Origin of the sequence: Mycobacterium nebraskense (genome assembly GCF_002102255.1) — a bacterium.
GTDB lineage: Bacteria > Actinomycetota > Actinomycetes > Mycobacteriales > Mycobacteriaceae > Mycobacterium > Mycobacterium nebraskense.
Genome location: NZ_LQPH01000149.1, coordinates 15,156 through 27,090, shown reverse-complemented (window position 1 = coordinate 27,090; position 11,935 = coordinate 15,156). Strand labels below are relative to the sequence as shown.

Annotated in this window: 12 protein-coding genes, 1 tRNA gene and 1 pseudogene; 11 read left to right on the top strand and 3 right to left on the bottom strand. The window is 65.8% G+C overall.

Going from position 1 to position 11,935, the window contains the following annotated elements:
- The 3 genes and pseudogenes from AWC17_RS21165 to AWC17_RS21155 all read right to left on the bottom strand — a co-directional run.
- A pseudogene (locus AWC17_RS21165) lies at nt 1–98 on the bottom strand (WXG100 family type VII secretion target); the annotation flags it as partial.
- A gap of 164 nt (nt 99–262) precedes the next feature.
- On the bottom strand, nt 263–1,360 hold the full coding sequence (locus tag AWC17_RS21160) for a PPE family protein, SVP subgroup (protein WP_047324019.1): 1,098 nt from the start codon (nt 1,358–1,360) through the stop codon (nt 263–265).
- A 71-nt stretch (nt 1,361–1,431) separates the two neighbouring features.
- Nucleotides 1,432–2,301, bottom strand: a complete 870-nt coding sequence (locus tag AWC17_RS21155; RefSeq protein WP_047324018.1) for a PPE family protein, SVP subgroup — start codon at nt 2,299–2,301, stop codon at nt 1,432–1,434.
- Nucleotides 2,302–2,656: 355 nt separating this feature from the next.
- Here AWC17_RS21155 and AWC17_RS21150 point away from each other — a divergent pair.
- The 11 genes from AWC17_RS21150 to AWC17_RS21100 all read left to right on the top strand — a co-directional run bounded on the left by AWC17_RS21150 (nt 2,657) and on the right by AWC17_RS21100 (nt 11,902).
- Nucleotides 2,657–2,730 (top strand) — tRNA-Leu (locus AWC17_RS21150).
- 350 nt (nt 2,731–3,080) lie between these two features.
- A complete protein-coding gene (locus tag AWC17_RS21145) occupies nt 3,081–3,404 on the top strand; it encodes a hypothetical protein (protein WP_046186457.1) in 324 nt (107 codons plus the stop codon).
- Between the two features lie 169 nt (nt 3,405–3,573).
- Nucleotides 3,574–3,864, top strand: a complete 291-nt coding sequence (locus tag AWC17_RS33115; RefSeq protein WP_197083503.1) for a hypothetical protein — start codon at nt 3,574–3,576, stop codon at nt 3,862–3,864.
- Between the two features lie 91 nt (nt 3,865–3,955).
- The gene (locus AWC17_RS21135) at nt 3,956–4,321 is read left to right on the top strand and encodes a DUF732 domain-containing protein (RefSeq protein ID WP_046186458.1); all 366 of its coding nucleotides are present in this window, start codon (nt 3,956–3,958) and stop codon (nt 4,319–4,321) included.
- An 81-nt stretch (nt 4,322–4,402) separates the two neighbouring features.
- Entirely contained in the window at nt 4,403–5,629 is a 1,227-nt protein-coding gene (locus AWC17_RS21130) for a methyltransferase (RefSeq protein WP_046186459.1), read from the top strand.
- A 380-nt stretch (nt 5,630–6,009) separates the two neighbouring features.
- The gene (locus AWC17_RS21125; RefSeq protein ID WP_046186460.1) at nt 6,010–6,792 is read left to right on the top strand and encodes a hypothetical protein; all 783 of its coding nucleotides are present in this window, start codon (nt 6,010–6,012) and stop codon (nt 6,790–6,792) included.
- Nucleotides 6,793–6,900: 108 nt separating this feature from the next.
- Complete coding sequence (locus tag AWC17_RS21120; RefSeq protein ID WP_047324016.1) at nt 6,901–7,656, top strand: dienelactone hydrolase family protein; 756 nt, start codon at nt 6,901–6,903, stop codon at nt 7,654–7,656.
- A gap of 12 nt (nt 7,657–7,668) precedes the next feature.
- Entirely contained in the window at nt 7,669–7,944 is a 276-nt protein-coding gene (locus AWC17_RS21115; RefSeq protein ID WP_046183140.1) for a DUF6295 family protein, read from the top strand.
- Nucleotides 7,945–7,967: 23 nt separating this feature from the next.
- Nucleotides 7,968–8,711 carry a DUF427 domain-containing protein gene (locus AWC17_RS21110; RefSeq protein ID WP_046183147.1) on the top strand — a complete coding sequence of 248 codons (744 nt, stop codon included), beginning with the start codon at nt 7,968–7,970 and terminating at the stop codon, nt 8,709–8,711.
- 375 nt (nt 8,712–9,086) lie between these two features.
- Nucleotides 9,087–10,175: a YncE family protein gene (locus tag AWC17_RS21105; protein WP_046183139.1), complete on the top strand. Its 1,089-nt coding sequence runs from the start codon at nt 9,087–9,089 to the stop codon at nt 10,173–10,175.
- A gap of 95 nt (nt 10,176–10,270) precedes the next feature.
- Entirely contained in the window at nt 10,271–11,902 is a 1,632-nt protein-coding gene (locus AWC17_RS21100; protein WP_046183138.1) for a long-chain fatty acid--CoA ligase, read from the top strand.
- Nucleotides 11,903–11,935 lie beyond the last annotated feature (33 nt).

Below are 11,935 nucleotides of genomic sequence, written 5' to 3'. Positions count from 1 at the left end.
ATCTTGCGGGCCTCGTCCTCAACCGTCTGGGCGTGCACCTCGAAGCGGCCCGCCATCGCCCGCATTTCGTGCGGGTCAGTCATAAAACGTGTTGCCATGTTGCTTTCTCCTTTTGTCCTTCAAGCCTTCAGTGTCGAAGTCTTAACAGTTGTAATTGATGCGGTGGTGGCCGCGTTATAGACAGATTACGACCTGCCGGTTAACTGATCGCCTCAAACGGGTGACATGTACCCCCTTATTTCCCGTATTGGTGGTCCCGACATCAGACGACAACCTGCTTGGGCATGACGATCGGCTTGAAGCCGTACCGCGGCCCGGAGCCGTAGGCACCGGCGCCCTTGGCCGCCGCAGCCATCCCCGGCATGCCGGGCATCGCCGCGACCGGCTCTGCCTCGGCGGCGGCCGTCCACCCGGAGCCCTCAAGCGGAGCGGCGGACGAAGCCAACGTCCCCGCTTTGGCGGCAGCATTCCAGCCGGCCGGCACCGATAGACCGCCGACCGCGGATGCCTCGCCCAGGGCGGCCGATGCTCCCGCGCCCGAGATCGAGCCCACCATGGTGCCCTGCGTCATCCCACCGGCGAGCGGCGTGACGGAGTCGGTGAGGGCGAACGGGATCGATTGCACGGCGCCCAGGGTGTGCCCCAGTGATATCGCGGTCGGGATGGTGTTCATGGTGAACCAGGCCGACGTGTTGACTGCGCCGTTGATGCTGTTGAAGACGGCGGGTGTGCCGAGGAAGCCGTCAACTGCGGTGGCGAGGTCCGAAACTGTGCTGCTAGCAGTCGACGCCGTCGACGTGGCCGTCGACGCGGTGGTGGCAGCGGTGTCGGCTGCGGGGTTGATGGTCCCCGTTACCGACACCAGCGGCGGAAGGACGCCGGCGCCCGCCGAGGCGGCCTGGTAGACGCTCATGGCGGCGACGTCTTGGGCCCACATCGCCTCGTAATCGGCCTCCAATGTCGCGACCAGCGTGGCGGTCAAGGGGAGACCCGCGACTGCGGCCGCATAGGCAGCTCTATTGGCAGCGATAGCCGCCGGGGTCGCGACTGTCATATACGCTGTCTCAAAAGCGGCCGCCGACGCCGAAGCCTGGCCGGCCGCCTCCTCGACCGCCGCCTGCAACGTGCTCAGCCATGAGATGTAAGTCTGGGCCGCGGCTGCCGCTGCTGCCGCACCCGTACCCTGCCACCCCGAGGCGGCGGTCAGGGCCGACATTGTCGATTCCCAACCGGCCGCGGTGGTGCCCAGCTCGGTGGCCAGGCTCGTAAGAGCGCCCGCGGTGGCAATGAGCGGTCCCGAGCCCGCACCGCCGTAGATTTCGCCCGAGATGATTTCGGGAGGCATAGCAGCCCAGCTCATCTTTACCCCATTCCTTTTGTGATCGAATTTCGCTGGTTCTTAATAGGTGTGACCGCTTTGGTGCCCGCTGCCTATACGGCCGCCGGTTTGGGCATGACGATGGGCTTGACGCCGTAGCGGGGCGCACCGAATCCGGCGCTGTTGCGCGCGGCTGCGCCCATCCCGGGCATGCCGGGAATGATCGTTCCGGCACCGGCCTGCGGCGCGGCGGCGGTCCAGCCCACGGTCTCGAGCGGCGCGGTGCTGGTGCCCACTACCGGGGTGGCCGAACCGGCCCAACTCGGAGGCACCGACAGCTTGCCGACCATAGTCGCCTGGCCCGCCGCCGCCATCGGCATTGCGCCCATGCCGGCCATACCGCCACCCGCCATCGGCGCCGTCGTGTCAACGAGGCCCGCCGCGGCGGCGGCGGAGCCGGCCGCGTCGGCTGCTGACGTGTCTAGAAAACCGCCACCGGCCAGACCGATCAGGTCGGAACCGGCAGAGGCCCAGTTCCCAGCACAGATGTTGACGATGTTGGCAAAGTTTCCTGACATGCCCCACGGCCCACCGAGGCCCGTGGCTGTGCTGGTACTGGGGCCACCGAGGAGGTATGACAAAAAGTTGAGGCCACTGCCCGCGCTCGCGCTACTGGAACTGGAACTCAGAGCGGCACTGGCCGCGTTGGCGGCCTCGGTGAAGGTGTATGTGTCGCTGGCCGCGCCAAGGTTGGTTTCGAACTGGCTTGCGTAATCCTGGCCTTGGGCGAGGATCGATTGTAGTTGGGTGCCGAACGCCGAGAAGATCGCCGCCTGCTGGATCGAAATCGAGTCGGCACCGGCGGGGGCGATGATGGTGGTCGCTGCCGCAATCCCTGCGGCCTCTGTAGCCAAGGCATTGCCGTATCCCGTAAGCGCCGTCTGTGCGGCGGTCAATGTTGCCGGGTCTACTGTTAATGGCATCTGTTGCTCCTAATATTCGGAAAATGTCGACCCCCTGGCGGTTGGTCGACCTGTGTGTTCGCGTAACGGCCCCTGTGCGTTGGCGTAACACTAACGACCCACGACTCCACGTTCCCGGCCGAAAGGACCGGGGTTACAGCCGTTTACGGCTTCTTAACGATGGGGGCGGTAGTTTTAACACGGTCCTGCCGGACGACATAGCGGTGTCATCTGTCATCTGCCGGAAAGCCGTGGTTAAGACGCGTGGGCGCGGATCCTAGCCGACGCCCGTCCGCCACGCATGTTGGGTATTTCGCACATTCGAGCGGGATGCGATGTCCCGGATTAAGCGCCGGCGCGCTAGATTCGCCGCCGAGCCCCCATAGCCCAATTGGCAGAGGCAACGGACTTAAAATCCGTCAAGTGTCGGTTCGAGTCCGACTGGGGGCACCCGGCGTCCGCGCAGGTCAGGGCGCCGTGTACGGGTATGACGGGGTGCTCGGCCGCCGCGAGGCCACAGCAGTTCGCGCCCGGCTGCTGACCCAGCGATCGAATCCGGGCCATCGTGCTATTAGAGGTAGAGCCTTTATGCCCTGTCTGTCGGGCGTCGTCGGGTTGAAGGATCACCGCCAACAACGTCTAGGAGGCCAACGGTGTTGAAGCGAGCCATTGCGGGCGCTGCGATGGTTCTTGTCGTCGCCAGCTGCTCAGCTCAGACACACAACGGCGGTAGCGGCACCACCACGACAACGTCTCACGCCCAGGCCGTACGCGGATGGGTCGAACTGACTAAAGACCACATGCAGGACCTGGGGATCGCGATGGGCAAGGCCACCTTTGCCGTCGGTGCCCACGACTATGCCGGTCTCGGGGCGGCCTGCCATGAGGGCCATGACGCGGCAAGCTTCCTGCAGGGCCATATGCCTTCTCCCGACAAGGAGCTCACGGACGCGCTACAAGCCAGCCTCGACGACTTCGACGCCGCGTCCCACTTTTGCGTCGCCGCGGTCGAGGACAGCGATGCAAACGAGGCCCGCCACGCGGGCGAATTCATGAATTCCGCCGAGGGGCATCTCACGACCGCCACCGCCATCCGCGATCGCATTGTCAACGGATCCGCATAGGTCCATTTCAGCGCGGGTATGCCGGCGGCCTCGGGCCGATGGGCCGGAAAGCGACAAACGGTCCGACGCGGGAGGACCTTGGCCCCTACCTCCAGTTAGAGGGCAGGGCCGACAGTGAGATCACACGAGTTCGTGGCCACCGAGAGAGGGCAAGGAAATGAATCGCGAAGTGAGCAAATTCTTCTGTGGGGCGTTCGCCGGAATCGCCTACGCACACGCGGGCTACGCCATAGCTGCATCCGCCGGCATCATCGACGAGCCCATCTTCCTCGGGAGGAAGTGGGGCATCGGATTCATGTGGACGGAGGCCGTTGTCTATACCGCGGTCAGCGCGGCCCTCGGGTACGCCGGCTGGCGTCGGGAACCCGCCAAGCTGTACGAGCTGAGCACGCCGGAGACAAACGGGCAGACCAAGCAAGGTGCGAGCGCAGTGAACGCACCTCTGTCTACGTCGAGTTGATCGGGTCGCCGACGGAGTCCAGGTGCGCCGGTGTACTCGGATCACATTGCCCATCGACGGTCGGTCCGCACAGAAAGGAGGCCGCAGCCGGATGAACGTCCGTCCCGGGAAGTGGTCGGCCATCTGTGCGGTCCTGCTGTTTGCCGCTGTACCGCTTACCTCAGCGTCAGCTTCAGCAGATCCAGTCGATGATGCGTTCATCGCGTCCCTCGTGAACTACGGGATCGAAGTTCGAGACAGCGACACCGCGATCGCGATGGCCCATCGGGTGTGCACGGGATTCGACAACAATGCAAATGCAAGCGTTCTCACGCTGAAGGTGAAGCACGACACCGATCTCACGATGAAAGAATCCAGCTACTTCGTCGGCCTGTCCGTGGCTGCTTACTGCCCGCAGTACCGGGGGCAGATCGACAGTTCGCTGATCTGGCTGATCCCAGGGCCCCCGCTGATGTGAACGCGGACGCCGTCGGCAAGCCGAAAGACGCGAGGCACAGTAAGTTGGTCGCGACCGCCACTGCGAAGGAGCTGCGCCGAAGTGACCGACGATCCGCGGGGCGACGGTGTCTCCCGGCAATACGATCGGTGGGAGTATCCACCCCCGGTAACCGATCTCGCGGCGTGGTCCAAGAACCACTGGGATTGGTTCGATCCCTTCTGGGCGCACCGGGTTTTGTGGCCGAACCGGGACTACAAGCCGGACCTTGACATTCTCATCGCGGGATGCGGCACCTTCCAGGCAGCCCTTATTGCCTTCATGAACCGCGCCGCCACGGTGGTCGCGATCGACGTCAGCCGGTCAGCGCTGAAACACCACCAGTATCTGAAAGACAAGCACGGTCTGGACAACCTGGAACTGCATCTGCTTCCCATCGAAGAGGTGTCGATGCTATCCCGGGACTTTGACCTCATCGTGTCCACCGGCGTCTTGCACCACATGGCGGATCCGCTGGCCGGGCTCAAAGCGCTTGGCGGCTGCCTGCGCACAGATGGGGCGCTGGGCGTCATGCTTTACGCGAGGTACGGCCGGATCGGGGTCGACATGCTCGAATCGGCGTTCCGCGACCTCGGACTGACACAGGACGACGCATCGGTCCAATTGGTCAAAGAGGCGATTGCGGTGCTACCCGCAGACCACCCCGTCCGCCCCTACCTGAAGGCCGCGCGCGATCTGCTATCCGACGGGGCTCTGGTCGACACCTTCCTGCACAGTCGCCAGCAAAGTTACACCGTTGAGGAATGTCTGGAACTGGTCAGCTCCGCCGGACTGGCGTTCCAGGGCTGGTTTCACAAAGCGCCGTACTACCCGCACGACTTGGTCGCGCCGGCGAGCCAGTTCCAGGCGATGCTGAACCGGCTGCCCGACATCACACTCTGGTCCGTGATGGAACGCCTGCAGCCGGCGAATGCCACCCACTTCTTCCTCGCCTGCCGCCCCGAACGTCCGAAAGAGCATTACGAAATCGATTTTTCGACGGCTGAAGCGCTCGACTATGTGCCGGTACTGCGGACGGCCTGCCTGCTCTCCGGGGACGAGATTCATTCGCCCGGCACGAAGCTGAAGCTCAACCCGGCTCAGCTGGCCTTCGTTCAGCAGGTCGACGGCCGTCGCACAATCCGGGAGATCATCGAGTCGGTGGCAGCGCGCGGCGACGTCGGCCCGGAGAACGCCGAATTGGTAAGCCAATTCGGGCGCAAGCTGTTCCAATCGCTGTGGTGTCTCGACTTTCTGGCGATGGCGCTGAACACGCGCCCGTCCGGTTAGCGGTTTCGGTCGATGATCTGCCCCAGCAGGGAAGGCGCTCCCCGGCTCAGGTGGATGACGATCATGACGGCCCACGGAAAATCCGGCGGCATCCGAGCCGCCAGATCGCTCAACGATGCCTCCGGCGGATGCGCCGATTGCCATCACGCCTTCAGCCGGTGTTGCCGCACGCTTCATGGCTTCAAGACCGGCCCCGGCAGGGGTTGACGCCAAGGGCCGTAAGCGCTCTCCGTGGCTCGCGGCGCACGATCGGAAAAGCCCCTGGTGGCACGGCGAACGCAGCGAGCAGAGCGGCCTCACGGTGCAGGTATTGCTCGCGGACCAAATTTTCGGCCTGCCGCCGACGTCGCGGAAAACCGCCACTCATACACTGGCCCATCGTGGGCATGCTGTTTGGTCTTGCGCCGTGGATCGTTTATTGGGTGCTCGTCGGTAACGTCCCGTTCGGCGCCGCCGCGCTGGCCGGGCTGGCGCTCGCGGCAATCGCGCTGGTGATCGGGAGCCTCGCCGACAAGCCGGAGCGGATGCTCGAATCCGGTTCTGCCGCAGTGTTTGTGGTGCTGACGGGGCTGACTTTCGCGCGGGATGAGTGGTTCGTCCAGCGGTGGATGCTGCCCCTGAGCATGGCCGGGTTCCTCGTGGTGGCGCTGGTCGGCACGCTGATCGGCAAGCCGTTCGTGCGCGCGTTCGCCGCCGCGGAACAACCCGCTGATGTGGTCAAGACCGCGCTATTCGGCCGGGTCGTCGGTGTCCTGAGCTGGCTCTGGCTGGCGACGGCGGCCGGCATGGCAGTGTCGTCGGCGATTCCGCCGATCGCGAGGGGTGACGCGACGATTTTGGACACCAGGACTCCGTTGCCGTACGTGTGTTACTGGATCATTCCGTTTGCGCTGTTGGGCCTGGCGGCGCTGGCGTCGCGGTTCCTGCCCGAGCGGATGCTGGTGGGTATCGACGACGTCGCGCGGGAAACGTCGTTCGTCGCTTACGACGAGGCCACCATCGACGAGCTGTATTACCTCGCCCAGGAACACGCGAACCGGGAGGTCGGCCCCGGCAAGGAGGCCTACAACGTGAAGGTCGGGGGCATGGGCACCCCGTTGACCGGGGATGAGTCGCGCAAGTCGTGGCCCTCGACCTACAAGGTGCGCGACAAGCGGCGCTGAACGCGCACGCGTAGTTCCGATACGTTGGTTTCCGGCGGGGCGGCCCCGGACCAGCCGCATGCGCTCCGCGTCCGGTTGCGGCCAGCGAGGCAGCCTCAAGGAGTTGCGATGAACGCGCTCAGCGCAGATGCCATCCGCGCGGAAACGATCACCATCACCGGCCACGGCGGCGACGAGATCGAGGCCTACCGGGCCTCGCCGCTCGCCGAGGGGGCGCGCGGTGGAGTCGTGTGGATCCATCACATGCCCGGCTATGACCGCGAGACCAAGGAGTTCGTCCGGCGGCTCGCCGTGAGCGGCTACCACGCCATGGCCCCGAACCTCTACTCGCGCGAGGCCCCGGGTGCGTCGCCCGACGACGCCGCCGCGGCGGCGCGGGCCGCCGGTGGGGTCCCCGACGAGCGGCTGGTCGGCGATGTCGCGGGCGCGGTCGAGCACTTGCGTTCCCTGCCGGGCGCCAACGGGAAGTTCGGCGTCATCGGGCACTGTTCAGGCGGGCGGCACGCGTACCTGGCGGCGTGTTCGCTGCCGTTCGACGCCGCGGTGGACTGCTACGGCGCGTTCATCGTCGAGGATGCGCCGGAGGGCATGCCCAAGGTTATGAAGCCGATCCTGCAACTGGCGCCGAACCTGAGCTGCCCGATGCTCGGCCTGTTCGGACTCGACGACCGCTTCCCGGCGCCGGCCGCGGTGGCCGCACTGGACGAGGAGCTGAACAGGCTGAACAAGCCGCACGAGTTCCACTCTTATGAGGGCACGGGTCACTCGTTCTTCTCCGTCGATCGGCCCGCCTACCGGCCGGAGGCGGCGGTCGACGGCTGGCGGCGCATCGACGATTTCTTCGCCACCCATCTGAAAGGTTAGGTCTCGCTGGCCATGTGCACCTATCTCACCGAACACGTCGGGATCGACGGCAGCGGCAAAGGCGCCACGGGCTGGTTCGGCGCCAGCCGCGCGACGGTGTACGTCGACCACCCGGTCCATGCGCCCTACGGCCACACGATCAACATCGACGTGATCAACCCCGAGCTCGGTCCGTCGGCGCGGGTGGCGCTGGAGCTCACCGAGGAAAGCGCGCTGGCGCTCGCCGACGCCATCCGAAAGGCGATTGCTCATGCGCCGGCCGGGCTGGCCTCCAAGGATCAGACGTGACCGCCGACCGTGACTACCCCGAAATGGCCGCCGCGCGCGGCAGGGTCGAGCCCGCGCCGCGCCGGGTGCGTGGCTATCTCGGGGACGCGTTGGTCTTCGACACCACCGCCGCCCTTTATGTGTGGGAGATCCCGTACTACCCGCAGTACTACATCCCGTTGGCCGATGTCCGCGCGGAGTTCCTGCGCGACGAAAACCACCCGCAGACAGTGCAATTCGGTCCGTCGCGGCTGCACTCGCTGGAGGGCGCCGGCGAGACCCACCCGTCCGCCGCTCGGGTGTTCGACGCCGACGGCGACGGCCCAGTGGCCGGGACGGTGCGATTCGAATGGAATCCGTTGCGGTGGTTCGAGGAAGACGAGCCGATCTACGGCCACCCGCGCAATCCGTATTCGCGGGTTGACGCGCTGCGCTCACACCGGCACGTTCGGGTCGAGCTGGATGGAATTGCGCTGGCCGACACCAGGTCTCCGGTTCTGCTATTCGAAACCGGTTTACCCACAAGGTATTACATCGACCCAACCGATATCTCCTTCGAGCATCTGGAACCCAGCTCGACACAGACGCTGTGCCCGTACAAGGGGGTGACGTCGGAATACTGGTCGGTGCGCTGCGGTGGTGCCCTGCATCCGGATCTGGCCTGGTCGTACCACTACCCGTTGCCCGCGGTCGGCCAGATCGCCGGTCTGGTGGCGTTTTACAACGAAAAGCTCGACATCTTCGTCGACGGTGTCGCCTTGCCCCGGCCCCGAACCCAGTTCAGTTAGCGAACCCGATGTGATCTTTCCCTCTTCCCGCGCTGACCCTGAGAATTTCTTAACCTGGACACCGTACGGCGCTGACCGGGGCCGTTAGCGGCAAAGGCGAAATCCGCCGGAAGCGCGTTTGCATCAGTTTCGCTACGGGTAAGCGACTGCGATACAGCGAAATTGAAAGCCTGAGCAGAACCTGAGTGCGGGGAGTGACGTAGCTAACGTCGGGGGATTCGAACCGCATTGTCGCGAATTTTGGCCGGTAGACTCGTAAAAGCAGTCGCGTCGGCGCCCTTCGGTGCTGAGATCCTGTGGATCCGGGAGGCCGAATTGTCGCGCACGTCCCGGCGACTTTGCCTCCCGCCGACAACATAGCAAAGGCGGTACAGCGTGAGCGGTGTGAACGGCCACAAGGCCTTCCAGGACGACGGAGATAAGCGAGCCTTCGAATTCGACGACACCTCGGTGGTCCAGATTCCGGTGCGGAACGGTCCGATCAGCGACATCGGCATCAGCCCCGACGGCAGACGGCTGGTCGTGGCCAACCACGGCCGCGACTCGGTCTCCATCATCGACACCGATGACCGTCGGGTGTTGGAGACCGTCACCGGCCTCGACGAACCGTTCGCGATCGCCGTGAGCGGTGGGGACACTCCGCGCGCATACATCAGCACCGCAAGCACGGCGTACGACTCCATCGACGTAGTCGACCTCGCCACCAACACGCGCGTCGCGACGCATCCGCTGGCCCAGAGCGTGAGCGATCTGGCCGTGAGCGCCGACGGCCGGTTCGTCCACGCCAGCCGGAACGGCGCCCGCGGCGCCGACGTCACGGTCGTGGACACCACCACGGACGAGTTCGAGGTGATCGATCTCGCCACCGCACCGGGGACCACCGCCGACTGTGTGCGCATCAGCCCCGACGGACGTCACCTGTACGCCGCCACCAACGGGCCGTCCGGCGGCCAACTGGTCGTCATCGAGACCAGGGCGCAGTCCGACGGTCGTGTCGGCGGCTGCTGTCGCGTCGTCGTCGCCTACGAGCTGGGCTTGCCCATCCGCGACGTCGCGCTGAGCGACGACGGCGGCACCGCCTACGTGGCCAGTTGCAGCCCTGTCGTGGGCGCGGTGCTCGACGTCATCGACACCCGTACCCGCAAGATCACCGGCACGCGCAAGCTCAGCGAGGTCGCCGGTCCGCTTACCCGCTTGACGCTCAGTCGCGACGGCCGCCGCGCCTACCTGGTCAGCGACGACCGCGTCGCGGTGGTCTGCACGCGAACCCGCGACGTCGTCGGTGACATGACGGCGGCCAAGCACCCGTCCTGCGTGGTCGAAAGCCCCGACGGCAGGTACCTCTACGTCGCCGACTATTCCGGTGTGGTCACCGTGGCGCCGATAGGTGCGGGCCGCGGACCTTCCGAGGCGTCGACCACCCGGCTGTTCGCGCTGCCGCAGCGGGAACCCGTACTCGCCTAGGGTGATTGCTGACGCCGGCGCCGAACTCGGGCTTAGGGTGGAGGCTGCCGACGGCTCTTCGCTGTCGGCCCGGGATGCGCAAAGGCGGTGCCGCAATGGACAGCACGATGCAGGACTTTCCGTTGACGATCACCGCGATCATGCGGCACGGCTGCGGTGTGCACGGCGCGCGCACGGTCACCACCGCCACCGGTGACGGTTACCGGCGAATCAGCTATCGCGAACTCGGTCAGGACGCCGCCCGGCTGGCGAACGGGTTGCGCCGCCTCGGCGTCAACGGGGACCAGCGGGTAGCGACGTTCATGTGGAACAACGCCGAACACCTGGCGGCCTATCTGGCGGTGCCGTCGATGGGTGCCGTGCTGCACACCCTCAACATCCGCCTCTTCGCCGAGCAGATCGCCTATGTCGCCAACGAGGCCGAAGACCAGGTGGTGCTGGTCGACGTGTCGCTGGCCAAGCTGCTGGCCCCGGTGCTGGGTGACCTCAAAACCGTGCACACCGTGATCGTGGTCGGCGAGGGTGACACCGCCCCATTCGAGGGGTCGGGCAAGACCGTCCTCCGGTACGCCGACGTGCTCGCCGGCGAGTCGACCGACTTTGAGTGGCCGGAGCTCAACGAGAAGTGCGCGGCCGCAATGTGTTACACGAGCGGCACCACCGGCAACCCGAAAGGCGTAGTCTACAGCCACCGTTCGAGCTACCTGCACACGATGGCGGCCTGCACCACCAACGGCATCGGCGTGGGTTCCGTCGACAGCGTGCTGCCGATCGTGCCGATGTTCCACGCCAACGCGTGGGGCCTGCCCTACGCGGCGCTGATGGCCGGCGCCGACCTGGTGTTGCCCGACTGCCATCTCGACGCGCGGTCGCTGATCCGCATGGTGGAGGACCTGCGACCGACCGTGGCGGGCGCGGTGCCCACCATCTGGAACGACGTCTTGCATCGCCTGGAGGAAGAACCCGACCACGACATGTCGTCGCTGCGGCTGGTGGTCTGCGGGGGCTCGGCCGTTCCGGTGTCGCTGATGCGCACCTTCGAGGAAAAGCACGGCGTGCAGATCCGCCAGCTGTGGGGCATGACGGAAACGTCGCCGATGGCCACCATGGCGTGGCCGCCGCCGGGAACCCCCGAGGAGCAGCATTGGGCGTTCCGAGCCACCCAGGGCCAACCAGTTTGCGGAGTGGAGATGCGGATCGTCGACGACGACGGCCAGGTGCTGCCCAACGACGGTGACGCCGTGGGCGAGGTGGAAGTCCGCGGCCCTTGGATCGCCGGCTCGTACTACCTGACGGCCGAGGACTCGAAGTTCGACTCCGGCTGGTTGCGCACCGGCGACGTAGGACGGCTCGACGAGCGGGGTTTCGTCACCCTGACCGACCGGGCCAAGGACGTCATCAAGTCCGGTGGCGAGTGGATCTCGTCGGTCGAGTTGGAGAACAGCTTGATCGGGCACCCGCATGTGGTTGAGGCCGCGGTGGTGGGCGTACCCGACGAGCGGTGGCAGGAACGGCCCCTCGCCGTCGTGGTGGCCAAGGAAGGCACGACGGTCAGTGCCGAGGACCTACGAAAGTTCCTCGCGGAGAAGGTGGTTCGCTGGTGGCTGCCCGAGCGGTGGGCGTTCGTCGAAGAGATTCCGCGCACCAGCGTGGGCAAGTACGACAAGAAGGCCATCCGGGCGCGCTACGCCGAGCATGGCTATTGGGTGGTCGAGGCCCGCGACTGAGCGCCGGTCTCCACGAATAAGGTAGGGCAGGAA

Excerpts from the sequence above, each read along its gene's own strand:
- AWC17_RS21160 (WP_047324019.1), bottom strand. The coding sequence starts at position 1,360 with ATGAGCTGGGCTGCTATGCCTCCCGAAATCATCTCGGGCGAAATCTAC.
- AWC17_RS21155 (WP_047324018.1), bottom strand. The coding sequence starts at position 2,301 with ATGCCATTAACAGTAGACCCGGCAACATTGACCGCCGCACAGACGGCG.
- AWC17_RS21145 (WP_046186457.1), top strand. The coding sequence starts at position 3,081 with ATGCAGGACCTGGGGATCGCGATGGGCAAGGCCACCTTTGCCGTCGGT.
- AWC17_RS21135 (WP_046186458.1), top strand. The coding sequence starts at position 3,956 with ATGAACGTCCGTCCCGGGAAGTGGTCGGCCATCTGTGCGGTCCTGCTG.
- AWC17_RS21120 (WP_047324016.1), top strand. The coding sequence starts at position 6,901 with ATGAACGCGCTCAGCGCAGATGCCATCCGCGCGGAAACGATCACCATC.
- AWC17_RS21115 (WP_046183140.1), top strand. The coding sequence starts at position 7,669 with ATGTGCACCTATCTCACCGAACACGTCGGGATCGACGGCAGCGGCAAA.
- AWC17_RS21110 (WP_046183147.1), top strand. The coding sequence starts at position 7,968 with ATGGCCGCCGCGCGCGGCAGGGTCGAGCCCGCGCCGCGCCGGGTGCGT.
- AWC17_RS21100 (WP_046183138.1), top strand. The coding sequence starts at position 10,271 with ATGGACAGCACGATGCAGGACTTTCCGTTGACGATCACCGCGATCATG.